Genomic DNA, 21,610 nt, shown 5'->3' with positions numbered 1-21,610 from the left:
TTTCCTCAGGTTCTTGGACGTCCTTGCACCGCCTCCGTACAGCGCGGACGCGATCTACCCACCGGTCACTTCGCGGGAGATCTGTGAGGGACATCACGCGATATTTCTCCGATGCACGGCTGTGACACCGGGGCGGCTCGTGAACGTGAGGAAATCCTCATGATTCTGTGTCAACCTTGAACAGCCCGGAAGAGCTGATCAGAGCCGATACAGCTGGCACACGATGCCGAGGGCGGCAGACACTATCCCCACCTCCCCCCAGAGGGGACCAGGAGAGGACATACGCGTGACGATTGACGACACGACACCCGCAGGAAACGGAAAAAACTCGAAGGGTTCGCGGCGCATCGGCGTAGACCGGGACGACACTCGGTCGTCGAGCAAGGGCACCCTCGTGGATCGTCTGCTCGGAGGTGAGCCGTACGCGCTCGCCTTCGGTGGTCAGGGTGCACCCTGGCTGAGCTCGCTGGAGGAACTGAGCCGCGACAACGGACTCGAGCCGGCACTCACCACGATCGTCAACGACGCGGCCGACTACCTGGCCCCCGTGGCGCAGGAACTCCTCGTCGTGCGCCCGGTCGGATTCGACCCCATCGCGTGGATCCTCGAGCAGGAACTCGCCGACGAAGAGGACGGCGCCCAGGCGGCCGGACCCTCCGCGGCAGCGCTCACCTCGGCGGCGGTGTCTCTCCCCGGCGTCTTCCTCACCCAGATCGCAGCGTTGCGTGCGCTGGCTGCTCAGGGCCTCGATCCCGCGGTTACGGCTCCCGTGTCGGTGATCGGCCACTCCCAGGGACTCCTCGCCGCGGAGGCCGTTGCCTCCTCGGGTCAGAAGGACGGCGAACTCCTCGCCCTCGCTCAGCTCATCGGTGCGGCCGCCGGCCTCGTCGGCCGTCGTCGCGGAGTGATTGCCGCCGCCGACTCCACCCCGATGCTGGCTGTCTCCAACGTCGACCCGGAACGACTCCGTCAGATCGTCGAGGAGCTCGCCGAGGGCCTCGAGCCCGAGCGTGCTGCCGTCCTCGGCATCCGTAACGCCCGTCGCCGCGTCGTGCTGTCCGGCCCGCCCGCCCAGCTGGCACGCGTCCAGCAGCGGTGCGAGCAGATCGAGGCCGACGAGGCCCGTGAGCGCGACGCCAAGAAGCGTGGGGGATCCATCTTCGCGCCCGTCTTCGAGTCCCTCGCGGTCGAGATCGGCTTCCACCACCCCGCACTCGCGGAGACGATCGACATCGTAGGCCAGTGGGCCGTGCGCTGCGGTCTCGACGAGGAGAAGGCCCGCGCTCTCACGAGCGCCTGCCTCGTCGATCCCGTCGACTGGGTCGCCGCCGTCGACAGCACCCTCGAAGCCGGTGCCGCGTGGATCCTCGATCTCGGACCCGGTGACCTCCTCACCCGTATGACGTCGGCCAGTGTCCGCGGCCAGGGCGTCGGCATCGTCGCCGCCGCGACCCGTGGCGGTCACCGCAACCTGCTCACCCCCGGCGCAACCCCCGAGGTTCCCGCCGCGTGGACCGAGTTCCTCCCGAAGCCGGTGTCGCTGCCGGGCGGCCGCATCGGCGTCGAGACCGCATTCACGAAGCTGACCGGTCGTTCGCCGATCCTGCTCGCCGGCATGACCCCGACCACGGTCGACCCGACGATCGTCGCCGCAGCAGCCAACGCAGGCCACTGGGCCGAGCTCGCCGGCGGTGGCCAGGTCACCGAGCAGATCTTCGCCGACAACGTCGAGAAGCTCACCGGGCTGCTCGAGCCGGGCCGCGCCGTGCAGTTCAACTCGATGTTCCTCGACCCCTACCTGTGGAAGCTTCACGTCGGTGGCAAGCGCCTCGTGCCGAAGGCCCGCGCCGCGGGTGCCCCGTTCGACGGTGTCGTCGTCACCGCCGGTATCCCCGAGCTCGAGGACGCCGTCTCGATCATCGGCGACCTCACCGATGCCGGTTTCAGCTACGTCGCGTTCAAGCCGGGCACGGTCGCGCAGATCCGCTCGGTCATCCGCATCGCCAACGAGGTTCCCTCGTTCCCCGTCATCGCCCACATCGAGGGCGGCCGCGCCGGTGGCCACCACTCGTGGGAAGACCTGGACGACCTGCTCCTCGACACCTACGCCGAGCTGCGTACCCGGCCGAACCTGGTCCTGTGCGTCGGTGGCGGCATCGGCACGCCCGAGCAGGCTGCCGACTACCTGACCGGCCGCTGGTCCGTCGCACACGGCTTCCCGGCCATGCCGCTCGACGGCATCCTGGTCGGCACCGCCGCCATGGCCACCCTCGAGGCGACCACCTCTGCCGAGGTGAAGCAGCTCCTCGTCGACACCCCCGGTACTCCGGACTGGGTCGGAGCAGGCACCGCCGAGGGCGGCATGGCCTCCGGCCGTAGCCAGCTCGGCGCCGACATCCACGAGATCGACAACGCCGCGTCCCGCACCGGCCGTCTGCTCGACGAGGTCGCCGGTGACGCCGACGCCGTCGCCGAGCGTCGCGACGAGATCATCGAGGCACTGAACATCACGGCGAAGCCGTACTTCGGCGACGTCGCGACCATGACGTACGAGCAGTGGCTGCGCCGCTACCTCGAGCTGGCCGTCGGCATCGACGCGGCGAAGGCATTCGACTGCGGCACCGACGTCCAGGACGCCATCACCGAGGCCACCTCGAGCCCGTGGCTCGACATCACCTGGCGTGCGCGCTTCGGTGAGATGCTGCAGCGCACCGAGTCGCGTCTGCACCCGGTCGACCGTGGCCCCATCCCCACCCTGTTCGCCGACGACGCGATTCTCGAGCGTCCCGAGGCAGCCGTCTGCGCCCTGCAGGCGCAGTACCCCGACTACGCCACCACGGTTCTGCACCCCGCCGACGTCTCCTTCTTCGTCTCGCTGTGCAAGACCCCCGGCAAGCCGGTCAACTTCGTGCCCGTCGTCGACGGTGACGTCCGCCGCTGGTGGCGTTCCGACTCGCTGTGGCAGGCACACGATCCCCGCTACACGGCCGACCAGGTCTGCGTCATCCCCGGCACCGTCGCCGTCGCCGGCATCACGCGCGTCGACGAGCCTGTCGGCGAGCTGCTGGACCGCTTCGAGAAGGCCACGTACGACGAGCTGGTCACCGCCGGTGTCGCGCCGCTGTCGCTGCCCGCACGTCGTCACGCGGACATCGCCCGCGGCCTCCTCGACACCGTGCTGTCGGCTCCCGACATCCAGTGGGCCTCGCGCCTGACGCTGAACCCGGTTCGCCGGCTCGGTGACCTCGACAAGTGGTCGATCGAGTCCGACACCCTCGCGGTGCACGAGACCACCGGTGCCGAGCTGTCCGTCATCGACGACCAGCAGGTGCTCCTCACCGTCCCGCTGGTGGCAGCCAAGTCCGTCCAGATCACCATCACCGTTCCCGCGTCCGTCGCGGACGGTGGCGCTCCCGTGGTCACCGAGGCCGACGCCGAGAAGTCGATGACCGCACTCCTCGCGGTCGCTGCCGGTCAGGAACTGCCCGCCGTCAAGAACGGTGTCGCACGCCTCAACCTCGCCTGGACGCCCGACCTGGTCGCCGACCATGCCGGTGTCACCGGCTCGGGTCTGCCCACGACGCTGAGCGTCAGCGGCAAGGCCGTCCCCGACGTGGTCGTCGGCGCTTGCTGGCCGGCCGTGTTCGCCGTGCTCGGTGCTGCCAAGACCGAAGACTCGCTGTCCGTCATCGAGGGCATGCTCGACCTGGTCCACCTGGACCACGGTGTCGATTTCGTCGGCGAACTGCCTTCGGAGACCAGCATTCTCGTCGTCAAGGCCGAGGTCGCCTCGGTTCTCGACACCGACCTGGGCCGCGTCGTCGAGGTCAAGGTCGAGGTCGGCGCCATGCTCGGCGAGGGCCTGGACGCGCCTGCCGTCGTCACCCTGTCGGAGCGCTTCGCGATCCGCGGCCGCACCGGCAAGGGCGAACTGTCCGACCCGGCCCGCGCCGGTGGCTCGCTGAGTGACGAGGCCGTCGACACCCCGCGTCGTCGTCGCCGCGACACCACGATCGTCGCTCCCCGCAACATGGGCTCCTTCGCCCAGGTGTCGGGCGACCACAACCCGATCCACACCTCCGACAACGCGGCACTGCTCGCCGGCCTCGGCAGCCCGATCGTGCACGGCATGTGGCTCTCCGCCGCTGCTCAGCAGGTCGTCACCGCCGTGGATCCGGCCGAGACCAAGACGCCGCCGCGTCGCCTCACCGCCTGGACCGCACGCTTCCTGGGCATGGTTCGCCCGGGCGCCGAGATCGATGTCCGCGTCGACCGCATCGCCGTGGACCGTGGCGCCGAGATTGTCGAGGTCGGTTGCCGTATCGACGGTGAACTGGTGATGGTCGCAACGGGTCGCACCGCCGCCCCGAAGACCGTCTACGCGTTCCCCGGACAGGGCATCCAGCGTCCCGGCATGGGCCTCGACGCCCGCGCCCGCTCCAAGGCCGCCCGTGAGATCTGGGACCGCGCCGACAAGCACACCCGCAAGGCCCTCGGCTTCTCGATCCTCGCCGTGGTCCGCGACAACCCGACGGTCGTCAAGGCCCGCGGTGTCGAGCACAAGCACCCGGACGGCGTCCTGCACCTGACCCAGTTCACCCAGGTCGCGATGGCGACGCTCGGTGTGGCTCAGGTCGCCGAGCTCCGCGAGTCCGGTGCCTTCGTCGAGGGTGCCCTGCTCGCAGGCCACTCGGTCGGTGAGTACAACGCTCTCGCCGCCGTCGCCGGTGTGCTGCCTCTCGAAGCTGTTCTCGAGGTGGTCTTCCAGCGTGGTTCCGCGATGCACGCACTCGTTCCCCGCGACGAGGCCGGCCGCTCCGACTACCGGATGGCTGCCATCCGCCCGTCGCAGATCGGTCTGGCCGACGACGACGTCGAGGCGTTCGTCGCCGGTGTCGCCGAGGCGACCGGTGAGTTCCTGCAGATCGTGAACCTGAACCTGCGTGGCTCGCAGTACGCCATCGCCGGTACCGTCGCCGGACTCAACGCGCTGGAGGTCGAAATCGACATCCGCCGTGAGGCTTTCGGTGGCAAGCGCGCGTACATCATGGTCCCGGGCATCGACGTCCCGTTCCACTCGACGGTGCTGCGTGGCGGCGTCGACGACTTCCGCGGACGTCTCGAGGAACTGCTTCCGCAGGACATCGACCCGGCCATCCTGATCGGGCGTTACATCCCGAACCTGGTCCCCAAGCCGTTCTCCCTGAAGAAGGAGTTCGTGCAGGAGATCGCCGACCTGGTGCCGTCGAAGCCCCTCGACAAGGTGCTGAAGGACTTCGACTCCTGGGCGAAGAAGCCGGTTCAGCTCACCCGCGTGGTCCTCACCGAGCTCCTGGCCTGGCAGTTCGCCAGCCCGGTGCGCTGGATCGAGACGCAGGACCTGCTGTTCGCCGACGAGTCCGAGGGTGGACTGGGTGTCGAGCGGTTCGTGGAGATCGGTCTGGGCTCCGTCCCGACCGTCGCGAACCTCGCGTCGCAGACCCTGAAGCTGCCGGGCCGCTTCGGCTACCCGGTCGAGGTCCTCAACATCGAGCGTGAAGCGTCCATCGTGTACTCCACCGACGTCGATCCGGCGCCGGTCGAGGACGACGAGCCCGCAGCACCCGCAGCCGAGGCGCCCGCCGCATCGGCTGCGGGTGCCGCCGCCCCGGCCCCGGCCGCTGCACCGTCCGGCGGACCGCGTCCCGACGACATCGCGTTCAAGGCCGCTGACGCCACCAAGGTCCTGATCAGCCTGTGGACCAAGCTCCGTCCCGATCAGGTCGGCCCCGTCGACACGATCGAGGCGCTGTGCGACGGTGTGTCCTCGCGGCGTAACCAGCTGCTCGTCGACCTCGGCTCCGAGCTCTCGCTCGGCGCGATCGACGGTGCCGCTGACGCCGACATGGGCTCGCTCGCCGGCACGGTCGACTCCCTGGCCCGCACGTACAAGCCGTTCGGCCCGGTGCTGTCCGACTCGATCAACGATCACCTCCGCAAGGTCTTCGGCCCCTCGGGTCGTCGTCCGGCGGCCATCGCAGACCGTGTGAAGAAGGTCTGGGAACTCGGCGACGGTTGGGCGTACCACGTCACCGCAGAGGTGGCGCTCGGAACCCGCGACGGTTCCAGCATCCGTGGTGGTGACCTCGGTGGTCTGGCCGGCGGCGGTCTCGCCGACGGCGCCGCAGTGGACGCCGTCATCGACAGCGCAGTGGCCGCAGTGGCCTCGCGCCGCGGGATCAGCGTCTCCCTCCCGTCCTCGGGTGGCGGAGCCGGTGGCACCGTCGACGCCGCGGCACTGGGCGAGTTCACCGAGCACATCACGGGCCGCGACGGCGTGCTGGCCTCGGCCGCCCGCCTCGTGCTCGAGCAGCTCGGCTTCGCAGGCGACACGGCGACGGCAGCGCAGCCGACCGACACCGAACTCGTCGACCTCGTGTCGGCGGAACTCGGTTCCGACTGGCCGCGCCTGGTCGCTCCGGCGTTCGACGCCAAGCGGGCGGTCCTGCTCGACGACCGCTGGGCCAGCGCACGTGAGGACCTCGCTCGTCTGTGGATCGATGCGGCAGGCGTGGAGTCTCTCGAGATCGAAGGCTTCGCCGGTGCAGGCAAGTCCGTTGCGGCGCAGGCCGCATGGTGGCAGGCCCGCGCAACCGACGAGGGTCGCACGGCTCTGGCCGAGAAGTACGGACGCATCGCGGAGGCGGCAGTCGTCGTCACCGACGAGACCCCGGAATGGGCAGACCAGGTCGCCGTCGTCACCGGTGCCAGCAAGGGCTCCATCGCGGCCTCGGTCGCAGGCAAGCTCCTCGCCGGCGGCGCGACGGTCTTCGTGACCACCTCGCGTCTCGACGACAAGCGTCTCGGCTTCTACCGCGACCTCTACCGCCGTAATGCTCGCGCCGGTGCCGCCCTGTGGGTGGTCCCCGCGAACATGGCGTCCTACACGGACATCGACGCGCTCATCGAGTGGATCGGTGAAGCGCAGTACGAGACGGCCGGTGGATCGAAGAAGCTCGTCAAGGAAGCGGTCACCCCGACGCTGCTGTTCCCGTTCGCCGCGCCCCGCGTGGCAGGCGACCTCGCCGACGCCGGCGCCCGCGCCGAAATGGAGATGCGCGTTCTCCTGTGGTCGGTGGAGCGCCTGATCGGCGGACTGTCGAAGATCGGTTACGACCGTGACGTCGACACCCACCTGCACGTGGTCCTGCCCGGTTCCCCGAACCGCGGCCTGTTCGGTGGCGACGGTGCGTACGGCGAGGCCAAGGCCGCGCTGGACGCAGTGGTCGGCCGCTGGAAGGCCGAGCGCAACTGGGCCGAGCGTGTCACCCTGGTGCACGCTCTCATCGGCTGGGTCCGCGGAACCGGCCTCATGGGCGGCAACGACCCGCTGGTCGAGGCCGTCGAAGGTGCCGGAGTCCGTACCTGGTCCACCCAGGAAATGGCCACCGAGCTGCTGCAGTGGTGCGAGCCCGAGGCACGTCGCCTCGCCTCCACCGAGCCGCTCGCGGCCGATCTGACCGGTGGGCTCGCCCAGGCGAACCTGGACCTGCCCGCGCTGGCGAAGCAGGCTCAGGAAGCTGCGACCGCAGCTGCCGAGGCCGACGCGGATGCGGACGAGCTCGACACCATCGCGGCTCTGCCCGCCCCGCCGCGGGTCTCCGCGTCGGTGGCACCGGCCTGGTCCGGCGTCACTGCGGCTCCGGAGGACCTCGTCGTCATCGTCGGCGCCGGTGAGCTCGGACCGTTCGGTTCCTCGCGTACCCGCTTCGAGATGGAGGTCGACGAAGAGCTTTCGGCGGCAGGCGTTCTCGAACTCGCCTGGAACACCGGACTCGTCGTGTGGGAGACCACGCCGTCCGCAGGCTGGTACGACGCCGAGACCGGGGAACTGGTTCCGGAGGCCGAGATCGCGGACAAGTACCACGACACGGTCGTCGAGCGCTGCGGCATCCGCCGCTACGCGGACGACGGCGCCATGGTCGAGAACACCGCACCGCTCCTCACGTCGGTCTTCCTCGACAAGGACCTGAGCTTCGTCGTCAGCACCGAGGCGGAGGCACTGGCCTTCGTGGAGGCCGACCCGGAGAACACGGTTGCGACCCCGGTTCCGGACAGCGGTGACTGGCAGGTCACCCGCCGTGCGGGCACCGAGATCCGCGTCCCCCGCAAGATGAAGCTCACGCGCAGCGTGGGTGGTCAGATCCCGACCGGATTCGACGTCACCAAGTGGGGCATCCCCGCCGACATGGCCGACTCCGTCGACCGCGTGGGCCTGTGGAACATCGTCGCCACGGTGGACGCGTTCCTCACCGGTGGGTTCACGCCCAGCGAACTGCTGCGGTGGGTGCACCCCTCGCTGGTCGCCAACACCCAGGGCACCGGCATGGGCGGCATGACTTCCATGAGGTCGCTGTACATCGACACGCTGCTCGGCGAGAACCGGCCGAACGACATCCTGCAGGAAGCCCTGCCGAATGTGATTGCGGCGCACGTGGTCCAGTCCTACGTCGGCGGTTACGGCGCCATGGTTCACCCGGTTGCGGCGTGCGCCACGGCCGCGGTGTCCGTCGAAGAGGGCGTCGACAAGATCAAGCTCGGCAAGGCCCAGCTCGTGGTCGCCGGCGGGTTCGACGACCTCAGCGCGGAAGGCATCATCGGATTCGGTGACATGTCCGCCACGGCCAAGACCGACGACATGCGGGCCAAGGGCATCGACGACCGTCGATTCTCGCGGGCCAACGACCGTCGTCGCGGCGGGTTCGTCGAGTCGCAGGGTGGTGGCACGATCCTGCTGGCCCGCGGTGACCTGGCACTCGAGATGGGCCTGCCCGTCCTCGGTGTGGTCGCCTACGCCGGCTCGTTCGCGGACGGTGTCCACACGTCGATCCCGGCTCCCGGAATCGGTGCGCTCGGTGCGGGTCGTGGGGGAGCGAATTCGCAGCTCGCCCAGTCCCTCGGCAAGCTCGGTGTCAGCGCCGACGACATCTCGGTGATCTCCAAGCACGACACGTCCACCGCGGCCAACGATCCCAACGAGGCGGAGCTGCACGAGCGCCTCGCCGGGGCACTCGGCCGCAGCGACGGTGCGCCGCTGTTCGTGGTCTCGCAGAAGAGCCTCACCGGACACGCCAAGGGTGGTGCCGCAGCGTTCCAGCTGATCGGTCTCTGCCAGGTGCTGGACCAGGGCATCGTTCCGCCGAACCGCAGCCTCGACTGCGTCGACGAGAAGATGGCCGAGTTCGAACACCTCGTGTGGGCTCGGGAGCCGCTCCGCTTCGGCGAGCAGTTCCCGCTGAAGGCCGGTCTGCTGACCAGCCTCGGCTTCGGGCACGTGTCGGGCATGGTCGCGGTCGTGCACTCGCAGGCGTTCGTCGAGGCCATCCCGGCCGACAAGCGTGAGGCGTACCTCGAGCAGGCACGCAAGCGCACCGTCGAGGGTCAGCGTCGACTGGCGAAGGCCATGGTCGGCGGCGGCAGCCTGTACGAGCGTCCGGCGGATCGTCGCTTCGGCGGCGACAGCGTCCCGGCTGCGGCGTCCCGTCAGCTCGAGGCGGACGTCCTGCTCACCGAGGCCGCGCGCCTGGGATCGGACGACGTGTACAGCTCGGGTCTGCCCGGCTGCAAGTAGGAACGACGGATGGGAGTTCTGGGGATCGGCTTCGATCTCGTGACGGTGTCGGAGTTCGCCGAGCAGCTGGACCGGCCAGGGACGGCAATGCTCGACAACTTCACACCGGGCGAGCGTCGGGACGCCGTGACCCGGAGCTCCGATCCGGCTAGACATTTCGCCGCCCGGTGGGCTGCGAAGGAGGCAGTGATCAAGGCCTGGTCCACGTCTCTCTTCGCCAGCCCGCCGGTGCTGCCCGAGATGATCCACCACCTGATCGAGGTGGTGACGGATGCGTGGGGGCGACCGAGCATCCGCTTACGCGGAGACGTCGCCAAGCATCTGACCGATGTGAAGATTCACATCTCCCTCACACACGACGGAGACATGGCGGGCGCGTTCGCCGTCATCGAGTCCCTGTAGGCGCCTCCGGCGCCCGTGCGCCTTTCTGGTAGCTCCGGCAACCGGAAGGGCGCACAGGCGCGTAGCGCCTAGGTGGAGCGCGATTCCTTCTCGGCGACCAACAGGTATGCCACCATCAGCCGTTTGAGTTCGGCGACGGCGTCCGCGTGGCTCTGGTTGTCCTGCACGGAGAAGTTGAGCATCGAGTACACGACGTGGACGAGCACCTCGGCCATCATCGTGCGCCGCTCCCGCGACGTCTGCGGGGTGAGCGGCGCGAGCATCCGTGACACCTGCTCCGCGAACGCCTTCTCGTGGATGGCGCCGGTGGCGCGCGTCGACGGCGTCGACTGCATCGCCAGCCACACCTCGCGCCTCGACGGGTCGGACGTCCACAGGCCTGCCATGTGGTCGACGAAGGAATTGAGGAACCGCAGCCAGTCGAGGGACGGGACCTCACCGTTGAACTGGGCGATCTCGTGCTGGACTCCGACGAGGTCCTGCCGGTTGAGTTCGCAGACGATCACGTACTTGTTCGCGAAGAACTGGTAGAGGGTGCCGATCGGGACGTCCGCGCGTGCGGCGACCTCTTCGCACGTGAACGATTCGAATCCCACGTCCACCAGCAACTCCCGCGATGCCGTGAGCAGCGCGTCGAACTTCCGGCGACTACGTTCCTGGGTCGGCCGTCTGCGGGGCAGGAGTTCCTGCGGGTCCGACTGCAGCTCCAACGCCGGGTCCACTCGGCGCGGCGCTTGCTTGCTGACTGAAGACTCCACCGCCCCAGGCTATCCGTCTTTCGTCCGGATTCCGAAGATCCCTCCCGGTGACGCGTCAGGTTTCACCTGGCGGAGACGACTCATCGAGCCGCTCTCCGGGTGAACAATGTGATCGCCCACAAGTAGCCGGCACAGGCGATTCCGACACACCACAACACCGCGATCAGAGCTGTGTCGTCGACGGGTGTGCCGAGCAGTAGGCCACGGACCGTTTCGATCACCGGCGTGACGGGCTGGTTCTCGGCGAAGGCGTGTAGCCAGCTCGGCATCGTGTCGGTGGGAACGAACGCGCTGCTGACGTAGGGGAGGAAGAGCAGGAAGAAGGTGAACCCGTTGGCGGCTTCCTCGGTGCCGGCGAGGAGCCCGAGCGCCGTCGCCAGCCAGGAGATGGCGAGGATGAACAGGGCGACGATCGCGAGTGCGGCCAGCCACTGTATCGGGCCTGCGGTGGGCCCGAATCCCATGATCATCGCGACGCCGATCACGACGAGGGACGTGAGGAGATTGCGGATGACACTGGACGCGACATGGCCGAACAGGAACGCCGAACGTGCGATGGGCATGGACCGGAATCGGTCGACGATGCCGTGCACCATGTCGCCGGTGACGCTCACCGCCGTCTGTGAGGATCCGAAACCGGCGCAGAGCAGGATGATTCCGGGCACCACGTAGTCGAGGTAGCCGGTGGCGGTCTGCATGGCTCCGCCGAAGACGTACACGAACAACAGCAGCAGCATCACCGGAAGGGCGACGCCCATGATCATCGTGTCCGGGCTGCGGAGCAGGCGCGTCAGGCTGCGGCCGGTCATCGCCGCGTAGTCGTCGAGGGGGCGTGACTGCGTGTTCGGGATCATCGGGCTGCGGCCTCGTTCCGGATCGGAGAAGCGTTCGAGTTGTCGGTGAGAGCGAAGAAGACGTCGTCGAGATCGGGGGAGTGGAGCGAGAGCTTGTCGACGGTGACGCTCTGGTCGTCGATTCGTCCGAGCAGCGTCTTCAGCTGGCCGATGCTGCCGTCGGTCGGGACCTGAACGGCCAGGCGGTCGGCGTCGAGGACGGCGTCGTCGAAGGCCTGGGCGACGTCGTGCAGTTCGGACGGCCGGGTGAACGTGAGCTCGAGGTGACCGCCGGGCACGAGTCGCTTCAGCTCGTCAGGAGTGCCCTCGGCCACGACCCTGCCGCCGTCGAGGACGGCGACCCGGTCTGCCAGCCGGTCGGCTTCCTCGAGGTATTGGGTGGTCAGGAAGATGGTGACGCCGCCGTCGACCAGTCTTCGGATCATCTCCCACATGGACTGCCGGCTGCGCGGGTCGAGACCGGTGGTCGGTTCGTCGAGGAAGATGATGTCGGGCCGCGAGATGAGGCTCATCGCCAGATCGAGGCGCCGGATCATCCCACCCGAGTACGTCCCTGCGCGGCGGGTTCTCGCGTCCACCAGGTCGAACTGCTCGAGTAGCTCGCGGGCGCGCCGCTTGCCCTCTGCGCGGCCGAGGTGGCTCAGCCGGGCCATGAGCCGGAGGTTCTCCTCGCCGGTGAGAAGGTCGTCGACCGCCGCGTACTGCCCGGTGAGGCTGATCTTCCGCCGCACTCCCTGAGGGTCGCAGCGAAGGTCGTGCCCGGCGACGTGCACGGTGCCCGCGTCAGGCGGTGTCAGGGTCGACAGGATGCGGACCATCGTCGTCTTTCCCGCACCGTTGGCGCCGAGGAGCGCGAACACGCTGCCTGGCGGCACGTCGAGGTCGACTCCGTCGAGGACGGTGACGTCTCCGTATGCCTTGCGTAAACCGGTGACCGAGACGGCCGACGCGCAAAACTGTGTATCTCGTATACTCATGGTGTGCAGCGTACGCAGTTTTAGGATGAGCGCAAGACCCCGACGAAGTGGACACGTGCATGCCCCGACCGAACGAAACCCCCGACGACCCCACCGTGGCCCTGCCCAAGGCCGTCCGGCTGGCCTGGGGGATCGAGGAACCGGGGACCCGCGGCCCCCGGAAGGGGTTGAGCCTCGAGCGGGTGGTCGACGCCGCCATCGAGGTGGCGGACGCCGAAGGCCTCGCGGGTCTGTCCATGAGCCGGGTCGCCAAGCAACTCGGATTCACCACCATGTCGCTGTACCGCTACGTGGACAGCAAGGACGACCTGGTGGAGCTGATGGCCGATCGGGCAATCGGTGAGCCCCGCGGACTCGTCGTCACGGGGGGCTGGCGGGACCGACTCGAATCGTGGGCGCTGGGCGAGTACCGGGCGGTCCGGACGCACGCGTGGTGGCCGGAGGTGACCATCTCCGCGCCTCCGACGGGCCCCAACAATCTCGCGTGGCTGGAGGCCGGTCTGCGGTCGCTGGCCGACACCGGCCTGAGCGAGGACCGGAAGCTGCAAGTGGTGCTGAATGTTTCGCTGTTCGTGATCGGGCGGGCGCGGTTCGCGCTGGACCTGGAACGGTCGGCGAAGGTGGAGCAGGTCGACTACGCCCGGCTGCTCCCGCTACTGCTCGACGAGAAGCGGTTTCCCGCACTGCGGGCGGCGATCGCCGGGGGTGCGTTCGATGCCGGCGACGCCGACGACGCGCACTGGCTCGAACACGACTTCCGATTCGGCCTCGACCGGATGCTCGACGGCATCGAACGGCTCACGGGCGGCTGACGAGTCGCAGCCGCCCGTCGCGTGGATCAGACGGACAGGTCCCGGCGCAGTTTCGCGACGTGGCCGGTGGCGCGGACGTTGTACTGGGCCACTTCGATCTTCCCGTCCTCGTCGACGAGGAACGTGGAGCGGATGACACCCTGCACCGTCTTGCCGTACATCTTCTTCTCGCCGAACGCGCCCCACGCCTCGAGTGTGGCCTTGTCGGGATCGGACAGGAGGGGGAACGTCAGTTCCTCGTTGTCGCGGAACTTGGCCAGCTTCGCCGGCTTGTCGGGGGAGATGCCGATCACGTCCAGGCCTGCGCCGTTCAGGTCGGCGAGGTTGTCGCGGAAATCGCAGGCCTGTTTGGTGCAGCCCGGCGTGCTCGCCGCCGGGTAGAAGTACACGACGACCTTGCGGCCGCGGTAGTCGGCGAGCGACACGTCGTTGCCGTCGGCGTCGGGCAGTGTGAAGGCGGGGGCGGTGTCTCCGGGTGCGAGTCTGCTGTTGTCGGTCACGAGAAGTCAGGCTACCGGGAAGGTCTGACCGTGGGCCGCGGCGCGATCGGGGGAGACGGAGTCGCAGGTCGCGTGTTCTCGTCTACGGTTGACGCAAGTGTGGGATTGTCGCGGTAGCGTCGCTCTCGCTGATCGAACCAGTCGAACAAGTTGGAGGACACGTGCCCAGGGACACCGAGAGCATCGAGCGTGAGATCGAGAACGCGCGTAATCAGCTCGCGAGCACTCTCGACGAATTGACGGTCCGCACCAACCCGAAGCGTCTCATGGAGAACACGAAGCGGACGCTGATCGCCAAGCTGAACGAGCCGGCGGTCAAGTACGGACTGATCGCCGTGGGTGCGGTGGCAGGGCTCCTGGTGCTCCGCAAAGCGTTGCGCTGAACGACCCTCGAACGGGCCGTCGGATGTGAAGTTCGCAGTGACTTCACGTTCCGGCGGCCCGTTCGTCATCTGACCGCCCCGCACGCACGCTGTGATGGTGGTGACATGAGAAAGGCCCCCATCCTCGTGAGAGGATGGGGGCCTTCGTGCAAGTGCGCCCACAGGGACTCGAACCCCGGACCCAGTGATTAAGAGTCACTTGCTCTACCAACTGAGCTATAGGCGCTCGCTCTTGCGAGACAGAACATTAGCGGGTCGCTTCTCGGGAATGCAAATCGCCTGGTGGCGACTGCCCGTGGCGACCCGATCCGCACGGTGGCGCGTAACAAGAGCGCCGCTGGTCACGATTGATATTCGAACGTTATTGAGCGGCTCGGCGCTTGGTTGGAACCGGTCTCCAGTGGCTGGCATCATTGGAGACCACACGGTCTCGACGTGCCGATTCGTCTTGCGAAGGCGAGGGACGTGCCGGCTTGAACGTGAATTCGGAGCGAGGACGTGAAGTGGGGTTATCCATGGGTGTGGGGCGTGGCGGGCGCGTGCGTGCGCAATCGGTGAGATCCGTCTCGAAGACGGCGACGATTGTGGCGGCATCACTCGTATTCGCAGTGTCGATCGCGGGGTGCACCGTCTCCGGTGCCGACAGCGTCACGTCGGAAGGTGAGGCGCCGATCGATTCCAATCCGGTCACCGAGCTCATCAAGCCGAAGCTGACGGCGTCGGCCGTCGATGGTGCGGTGGGATTCTCGCCCGGACAGCCGGTGACGGTGACGGTGGCCGACGGCACGCTGGCGGCGGTCACCATGCTCAACCCCGAGGGTGAGACGGTCGACGGCGCCATCGCGCCCGACGGGTTGTCCTGGGTCAACACGGAGCCGCTGGGCTACGACAAGGAGTACCGGCTCGAGGTGAAGGCGAACGGACTGGGCGGCGGTACCACCTCGACATCCGCGTTCACCACCAGCGCACCCGGCAACGTCACCAAGCCGTACGTGATGCCGTCGGAGGGCGACGTGGTGGGCATCGGTCAGCCGATCGCGGTCCAGTTCGACGAGAACATCCCCGACCGCAAGGCGGCGGAGGCCGGCATCACCGTCACGACGAATCCGCCCGTCGAGGGCGCGTTCTACTGGGTGAACAACCGTGAGGTGCGGTGGCGTCCGCAGAGCTACTGGGCCCCCGGCACCGCCGTGGACGTCAAGGTCGCCGTGTACGGCCGCGACCTCGGTGACGGACTGTTCGGCCAGGAGGACGTCCACACGGCCTTCACCATCGGCGACGCCCTCGTCGCGACGGCGGACGACAACACCAAGCAGGTGACGTTCGAGCGCAACGGCGAAGTGATCATGACGATGCCCACGTCGATGGGTAAGGACGACACACCCACCGACAACGGCGTCTACATCATCGGCGACCGGTTCGCGAACCTCGTCATGGACTCGTCCACCTACGGCGTGCCGGTCAACTCCCCGCAGGGATACAAGACTCCCGTCGACTGGGCCACGCGAATGTCCTACAGCGGCATCTTCTTCCACTCGGCGCCGTGGTCGGTGGGGCAGCAGGGCTACTCGAACGCGAGCCACGGCTGCCTGAACCTCAGCCCGTCCAACGCGAAGTGGGTGTACGACAACACGAAGCGCGGCGACATCGTGATCGTCAAGAACACGCTGGGCGGCACGCTGTCGGGCACGGACGGCCTCGGTGACTGGAACATCCCGTGGGATGTCTGGAAGGCGGGCAATGCCAACGCCTGACAGCAGGCGTCAGACCAATCGCAAAGAGGAAAGCCCCCGGCCGAGGCCGGGGGCTTTCCGTTTGGGGTGAGTGACGGGACTCGAACCCGCGACAGCCAGGATCACAACCTGGTGCTCTACCAACTGAACTACACTCACCATGTGCTTCAGACACCGCCCGGGGGCAGTAACTTCGGCGAGGAAGATACTAGCGCGTCCGGTGCCCGAGAAGCCAATCGGTATCTCAGGCTGGCCCGAGTTCCTCGACAACGGCGGCGATGTCGCTGGTAGACGGTCCGGGCTCGGCCACGAACGCCGTCTTCCGGTAGTACTTCAGTTCCCGGATCGACTCCTTGATATCGGCCAGGGCGCGGTGGGCGAGACCCTTTTCGGGCTGACCGAAGTAGATCCGCGGGTACCAGCGCCGGGACAGTTCCTTGATGGAGCTGACGTCGATCATCCGGTAGTGCAGGTAGGTGTCGAGGTCCGGCATGTCGCGGGCGATGAATCCGCGGTCGGTCGCGATCGAGTTGCCTGCGAGCGGCGCCGTCCCGGCGACCGGCACGTGCTCGCGGATGTAGGCGAGCACCTGCTGCTCGGCCTCGGCGAGCGTGACCGTGGACTGCCGGACCTCGTCGGTCAGCCCCGAGTTCTCGTGCATCTTGGTCACCACGTCGGGCATGGCCGCGAGCGCGTCGTCGTCGGCGTGGATGACGATGTCGACACCCTCACCGAGCACGTTCAGCTCGCTGTCCGTGACCAGAGCTGCGATCTCGATCAGCTTGTCGGTACCGAGCCGGAGCCCGGTCATTTCACAGTCGATCCACACAAGTTTGTCCTGCACCAGGAACACAGTAGTCACGTGAGTGACGGGATAAAGTCTGCGGTGGACACTTTCTCCCGACGTGCGTGATCCGAGGAGGGCTTGGATGACCCAGCAATCGCAGGACGGTGGCGCGACCTCGACTCCGGCGGAAAGGGCGGCGGCGGCGAGGGCGGCGGCCGCCGAAGCGGCCAGGATCGCGGCGGAGGCCGCGGCAGCGGCAGAGGCGGCGGAGCAGGAAGCCCGGGACGCGGAGGTTGAAGAGAACCGTGCTCCTGCAGGCGTCGCCGCCCCCTCCGGTGCCGCCGCGGCCATCGCGGCCGGATACTCCTCGGAGGGTGCGGCTCTGGAGCTGGGCACCGTGGTTCTCGACGGCGCCGTGGATCGGGCGGCCCGGGTGCGCATCCCCCTCGCGACGGTCAACCGGCACGGACTCGTCGCCGGCGCCACCGGGACGGGAAAGACGAAGACGCTGCAGGGTATTGCCGAGCAACTGTCGGCTGCAGGGGTTCCCGTGGTGATGGCCGACGTGAAGGGCGACCTGTCGGGCCTGTCACAGCCGGGTGAGGCGGGCGACAAAATCACGGCCCGAGCGTCCGAGACGGGTGACGACGAGTGGCGGCCGGCGGGATCCCCGGTCGAATTCCTCTCGCTGGGAACGGAAGGCCTGGGCATTCCCGTCCGCGCGACCATCACGGCGTTCGGGCCGATCCTGCTCGCCAAGGTTCTCGGGCTCAACGAGACTCAGGAGTCCACGCTGGGGCTGATCTTCCACTGGGCCGACGTTCAGGGGCTCGCGCTGCTCGACCTGTTGGATCTGCGATCGGTCATCGCGCATCTCACCAGCGACGAGGGCAAGGCCGATCTGAAGGGCATCGGCGGCGTGTCCCCGGCCACGGCCGGTGTGATCCTCAGGGCCCTCGTCAATCTCGAAGCCGACGGCGGCGACACGTTCTTCGGGGAGCCCGAGCTGGAGACCGAAGACCTGCTCCGGGTGATCGACGGCAAGGGCGTGATCGCGTTGTTCGAGTTGGGCGCCCAGGCCGCGCGCCCGGCATTGTTCTCCACCTTCCTGATGTGGGTGCTGGCAGACCTGTTCCAGACGTTGCCCGAGGAAGGTGATCTCGACAAACCCAAGCTCGTCTTCATCTTCGATGAGGCGCACCTGCTCTTCGCGGACGCGTCGAAGGCGTTTCTGCAGCAGGTGGAACAGACCGTGAAGCTCATCCGCTCCAAGGGTGTGGGGGTCTTCTTCTGCACCCAGTTGCCGACGGACGTCCCGAATGCGGTGCTGTCGCAGCTCGGCGCCCGGATCCAGCACGCGCTGCGCGCCTTCACCCCCGACGACCAGAAGGCGCTGACGAAAACGGTACGAACGTACCCGACCACCGAGAACTACGACCTCGAGAAGGCTCTCACCTCACTGGGCATCGGTGAGGCGATCGTCACGGTCCTGTCGGAACGGGGCGCGCCGACGCCGGTGGCGTGGACGAGGATTCGGCCTCCCCGCTCGCTGATGGACACCATCGGCAACGACGCGATCACGGCCGCGGCGTCGTCGAGCCCGCTGTCGGCGAAGTACGGGCAGACCGTCGACCGGGAATCGGCGTACGAGAAGCTGACGGCCAAGGTCGCCGGAGCGCCGGCCACGGAACCGGGCCTCGACCTGCCCCCGCTGCCCGACCTGCCGGCACCGCCGCCCGCACAGCCGGAGGGTCCGAACATGGCCGAGCAGATTCTCGGGAACTCCGCGGTGAAGAGCTTCCTCCGCTCGGCCGCGTCGGCCGCCGGGCGCGAGATCTCCCGCAGTATCTTCGGGACGGGCAAACGTCGCAGGCGCTAGAAACGCTGGGCGAATGTACCTTTCAGCGCCTCGGCAGCGGTGAACGGTACATTCACCCGGGGGTCATCCGCCCAGCTTCCTGTAGAACGTTCCGACGATCGGGGCGACCACCGCGCGCGGGCTGTACTGCCCGGCAACGGACATCGCCTTGCTGATGATGCCGGGCACGACGCGCATCTTGTTGTCGGCCAGCCCGTCGAGCGACACCTTGGCGGTGTATTCGCTGGAGATCCACAGGAAGTCGGGCACCAGCTTGTCCACGATCGACGCCTCCGCCGGATCGGGCTCCTCGGTGCGGACCGGGCCGGGTGCGAGGAGGGTGACGTTCACTCCCGTCCCCTTGAGTTCGCCGCGCAGCGACTCGGAGAAGGTGTTGACGAACGCCTTGCTGGCCGCGTACGTGGCGTTGTGAGGGATGGGCATGTTGCCTGCCGCGGAGCCGACCATGAGGATGGCGCCGGACTTGCGTTCGATCATCCCGGGCAACACCGCGAGGGTGAGGTCGTGCACCGCAACGGCGTTGAGTTCCACCTGGGCCCGCTCGTACGCGGGATCGAGTTCGGCGACCGGGCCGAACGTGGCGATGCCCGCGTTGTTGCACAGGACGCTGATCTCACGTCCGGACAGTTCGGTGACGAGGGTGGCCCGCGCGTCGCGATCCGACAGATCGCAGGCGCGCACGTCGACCTCGACGCCGTGCTTGTCGCGCAGGGTCCCGGCGAGTGACTCCATCACCTCGCCGCGGCGTGCGACGAGGATCAGGGAGTGGCCCCGGGAGGCGAGATCAGTCGCCAGCGCCTCGCCGATTCCGGACGAGGCGCCGGTCACGACGGCGCGGGCACTGGGAGTGGGGTTCGGCAAGCTCACGGTCAGCAGCGTAGTGCGTCAGATGCGTGCGGCGAGCCGGGTGCCCTGCTCGATGGCACGTTTGGCGTCGAGTTCGGCTGCGACGTCGGCGCCGCCGATGACGTGGGTGGTGACGCCGGCGACGGTCAGTTCGTCGACGAGGTCACGCACCGATTCCTGACCTGCGCAGATCACGACGTTGTCGACGGCGAGGGTGCGGGGCTTCTCGCGCTTGGCGCCGAATGTGATGTGCAGGCCGTCGTCGTCGATGCGCTCGTAGTTGACCCCGGACAGTTCCTGCACGCCCTTGTTCTTCAGCGCTGCCCGGTGGACCCAGCCCGTGGTCTTCGCGAGTCCGGCGCCGATCCGGCCGCTCTTGCGCTGCAGCAGGTACACCTCGCGCGGCGACGGTTCGGGAATGGGTGTGGTGAGGGCGCCCGCCGCCGCTTCGGGTTCGGTGACACCCCACTCCTGCTTCCACTCCTTCAGGTCGAGCGTCGGGGAGTGCTCGTGGGTGAGGAACTCGCTGACGTCGACGCCGATCCCACCGGCCCCGATCACGGCGACCGACTGCCCGACGGGCTTGCCGCCCCGCACGACCTCCGGATACGTGAGCACCTTCGGGTGGTCGATGCCCGGAATGGACGGAACGCGCGGCGTCACACCGGTCGCGACGATCACCTCGTCGTACTCGCCGACCAGCTCGGTCGCGGTGACGCGGCTGTCGAGCCGGACGTCGACACCGGCGAGTGGAAGCTGGCGGTTGTAGTACCGGATCGTCTCCGCGAACTCCTCCTTGCCGGGGATCTTGCGGGCGATGCCGAACTGGCCGCCGATCTCCGAATCCGCCTCGAACAGGGTCACCGAGTGGCCGCGCTGTGCCAGGCCCAGTGCCGCGGACAGTCCCGCGGGGCCGGCGCCGACGACGGCGACACGCTTCGCGGCCCGGGTGGGGGAGAGCGTCAGTTCCGTCTCCCGGCCCGCACGCGGATTCAGCAGGCACGACACGTGCTTGCGGACGAAGGCATGGTCGAGGCAGGCCTGGTTGCACGCGATGCACGTGTTGATCTCGTCGGGGGTGCCTGCCTCCGCCTTCCGCACCCAGTCGGGATCGGCGAGCATCGGCCGTGCCATCGAGATGAGCTGCGCGTCACCGCGGGTCAGGATTTCCTCGGCGACCTCCGGCATGTTGATCCGGTTCGACGCGGCCACGGGGATGCTCACGTGCTTCTCGAGCTTGCCGGTGATGTCGGCGAACGCGGCCCGCGGCACCGACGTCACGATCGTGGGAACACGGGATTCATGCCAGCCGATGTCGGTGTTGATGATGGTCGCGCCTGCGGCCTCCACTTCCTGTGCCAGCGAGACGATCTCGTCCCATGTCTGACCGCCCTCGACGAGATCGGCCATCGACAGGCGGAAGATGATGATGAAGTTCGGGCCCACCGCCTTGCGCGTGCGGCGGACGATCTCGACGGCCATCCGCCTGCGGTTCTCGGGAGTGCCGCCCCACATGTCGGTGCGCTTGTTGGTGCGCTCGCACAGGAACTGGTTGATGAAGTAGCCCTCGCCGCCCATGATCTCGACGCCGTCGTAGTTCGCCTGCTGCGCGAGCCGGGCGCAGCGGACGAAGTTGCGGATCTGCCAGCGCACGCCGCGGCCCGTGAGTTTGCGGGGCCGGAACGGGTTGATCGGGGCCTTGATCGACGAGGCGGAGACGCTGAAGGGCTGGTAGCTGTACCGGCCGGCGTGCAGGATCTGCAGGGCGATCTTGCCGCCCTCGTCGTGCACCGCCTTCGTGATCGCGCGGTGCCGCCGGGCCTCGACACGGTTGGTGAGCTTGGCGCCGAACGGCAGCAGCCAGCCCGTCCGGTTGGGCGCGTATCCGCCGGTGACGATCAGCGCGACACCTCCGCGGGCACGCTCGGCGAAGTACTCGGCCAGACGGGGAACGTCCTTCGCGCGATCTTCGAGCCCGGTGTGGATGGAGCCCATGATCACCCGGTTCTTCAGCGTCGTGAAACCGAGGTCGAGGGGAGCGAGGAGCTGAGGGAACTGAGTCATTGGCG

13 protein-coding genes and 2 tRNA genes are annotated in these 21,610 nt (G+C 68.1%); 6 read left to right on the top strand and 9 right to left on the bottom strand.

Annotated elements, in window-relative coordinates; genetic code table 11:
- The first annotated feature begins 286 nt into the window (after positions 1 to 286).
- Together CJ177_RS38810 and CJ177_RS38805 are read left to right on the top strand one after the other, a co-directional pair.
- The gene (locus CJ177_RS38810; RefSeq protein WP_095870213.1) at positions 287 to 9,610 is read left to right on the top strand and encodes a type I polyketide synthase; all 9,324 of its coding nucleotides are present in this window, start codon (positions 287 to 289) and stop codon (positions 9,608 to 9,610) included.
- A 9-nt stretch (positions 9,611 to 9,619) separates the two neighbouring features.
- Entirely contained in the window at positions 9,620 to 10,012 is a 393-nt protein-coding gene (locus CJ177_RS38805) for a holo-ACP synthase (RefSeq protein WP_005248288.1), read from the top strand.
- Positions 10,013 to 10,080: 68 nt separating this feature from the next.
- Here CJ177_RS38805 and CJ177_RS38800 read toward each other — a convergent pair whose 3' ends face one another.
- From CJ177_RS38800 to CJ177_RS38790, 3 genes are all read right to left on the bottom strand, one after another.
- Positions 10,081 to 10,770: a TetR family transcriptional regulator gene (locus CJ177_RS38800; protein ID WP_005248286.1), complete on the bottom strand. Its 690-nt coding sequence runs from the start codon at positions 10,768 to 10,770 to the stop codon at positions 10,081 to 10,083.
- 80 nt (positions 10,771 to 10,850) lie between these two features.
- A complete protein-coding gene (locus CJ177_RS38795) occupies positions 10,851 to 11,624 on the bottom strand; it encodes an ABC transporter permease (RefSeq protein WP_095870212.1) in 774 nt (257 codons plus the stop codon).
- Positions 11,621 to 12,601, bottom strand: coding sequence for an ATP-binding cassette domain-containing protein (locus CJ177_RS38790; protein WP_095870211.1), 981 nt, complete (start codon positions 12,599 to 12,601; stop codon positions 11,621 to 11,623). The genes CJ177_RS38795 and CJ177_RS38790 overlap by 4 nt, the downstream gene beginning before the upstream one ends.
- A 59-nt stretch (positions 12,602 to 12,660) precedes the next feature.
- Here CJ177_RS38790 and CJ177_RS38785 point away from each other — a divergent pair, with 59 nt between their 5' ends.
- Positions 12,661 to 13,413: a TetR/AcrR family transcriptional regulator gene (locus CJ177_RS38785; protein WP_025432972.1), complete on the top strand. Its 753-nt coding sequence runs from the start codon at positions 12,661 to 12,663 to the stop codon at positions 13,411 to 13,413.
- Positions 13,414 to 13,439: 26 nt separating this feature from the next.
- Here CJ177_RS38785 and bcp read toward each other — a convergent pair whose 3' ends face one another.
- On the bottom strand, positions 13,440 to 13,913 hold the full coding sequence (gene bcp / locus CJ177_RS38780; RefSeq protein ID WP_005248278.1) for a thioredoxin-dependent thiol peroxidase: 474 nt from the start codon (positions 13,911 to 13,913) through the stop codon (positions 13,440 to 13,442).
- Positions 13,914 to 14,074: 161 nt separating this feature from the next.
- On the opposite strand from bcp, the gene CJ177_RS38775 reads away from it, so the two are divergent.
- Positions 14,075 to 14,296, top strand: coding sequence for a DUF3618 domain-containing protein (locus CJ177_RS38775; protein ID WP_005248277.1), 222 nt, complete (start codon positions 14,075 to 14,077; stop codon positions 14,294 to 14,296).
- A gap of 153 nt (positions 14,297 to 14,449) precedes the next feature.
- Here CJ177_RS38775 and CJ177_RS38770 read toward each other — a convergent pair.
- Positions 14,450 to 14,522: transfer RNA gene (locus CJ177_RS38770), tRNA-Lys, on the bottom strand.
- Between the two features lie 289 nt (positions 14,523 to 14,811).
- Between CJ177_RS38770 and CJ177_RS38765 the strand changes: the two genes are divergently transcribed.
- Positions 14,812 to 16,050 carry an Ig-like domain-containing protein gene (locus CJ177_RS38765; protein ID WP_025432971.1) on the top strand — a complete coding sequence of 413 codons (1,239 nt, stop codon included), beginning with the start codon at positions 14,812 to 14,814 and terminating at the stop codon, positions 16,048 to 16,050.
- 62 nt (positions 16,051 to 16,112) lie between these two features.
- Here CJ177_RS38765 and CJ177_RS38760 read toward each other — a convergent pair.
- Positions 16,113 to 16,188: transfer RNA gene (locus tag CJ177_RS38760), tRNA-His, on the bottom strand.
- 85 nt (positions 16,189 to 16,273) lie between these two features.
- The gene (orn, locus tag CJ177_RS38755) at positions 16,274 to 16,873 is read right to left on the bottom strand and encodes an oligoribonuclease (RefSeq protein ID WP_095870237.1); all 600 of its coding nucleotides are present in this window, start codon (positions 16,871 to 16,873) and stop codon (positions 16,274 to 16,276) included.
- An 85-nt stretch (positions 16,874 to 16,958) separates the two neighbouring features.
- On the opposite strand from orn, the gene CJ177_RS38750 reads away from it, so the two are divergent.
- Entirely contained in the window at positions 16,959 to 18,695 is a 1,737-nt protein-coding gene (locus tag CJ177_RS38750; protein ID WP_061699019.1) for a helicase HerA-like domain-containing protein, read from the top strand.
- 63 nt (positions 18,696 to 18,758) lie between these two features.
- Here the strand turns inward: CJ177_RS38750 and cmrA are convergent, their stop codons facing one another.
- A complete protein-coding gene (gene cmrA / locus CJ177_RS38745; RefSeq protein ID WP_005248273.1) occupies positions 18,759 to 19,562 on the bottom strand; it encodes a mycolate reductase in 804 nt (267 codons plus the stop codon).
- 18 nt (positions 19,563 to 19,580) lie between these two features.
- Positions 19,581 to 21,605 carry an NADPH-dependent 2,4-dienoyl-CoA reductase gene (locus CJ177_RS38740; protein WP_095870210.1) on the bottom strand — a complete coding sequence of 675 codons (2,025 nt, stop codon included), beginning with the start codon at positions 21,603 to 21,605 and terminating at the stop codon, positions 19,581 to 19,583.
- Positions 21,606 to 21,610: the final 5 nt, after the last annotated feature.

The organism is Rhodococcus sp. ACPA1 (assembly GCF_002300195.1).
Lineage (GTDB): Bacteria > Actinomycetota > Actinomycetes > Mycobacteriales > Mycobacteriaceae > Rhodococcus_F > Rhodococcus_F opacus.
This window is presented reverse-complemented; position numbering and strand designations above follow the sequence as displayed.

Coding starts and splice junctions, on each gene's coding strand:
- CJ177_RS38805 (WP_005248288.1), top strand. CDS start 9,620: ATGGGAGTTCTGGGGATCGGCTTCGATCTCGTGACGGTGTCGGAGTTC.
- CJ177_RS38795 (WP_095870212.1), bottom strand. CDS start 11,624: ATGATCCCGAACACGCAGTCACGCCCCCTCGACGACTACGCGGCGATG.
- CJ177_RS38790 (WP_095870211.1), bottom strand. CDS start 12,601: ATGAGTATACGAGATACACAGTTTTGCGCGTCGGCCGTCTCGGTCACC.
- CJ177_RS38785 (WP_025432972.1), top strand. CDS start 12,661: ATGCCCCGACCGAACGAAACCCCCGACGACCCCACCGTGGCCCTGCCC.
- CJ177_RS38765 (WP_025432971.1), top strand. CDS start 14,812: ATGGGTGTGGGGCGTGGCGGGCGCGTGCGTGCGCAATCGGTGAGATCC.
- CJ177_RS38750 (WP_061699019.1), top strand. CDS start 16,959: ATGACCCAGCAATCGCAGGACGGTGGCGCGACCTCGACTCCGGCGGAA.
- CJ177_RS38740 (WP_095870210.1), bottom strand. CDS start 21,605: ATGACTCAGTTCCCTCAGCTCCTCGCTCCCCTCGACCTCGGTTTCACG.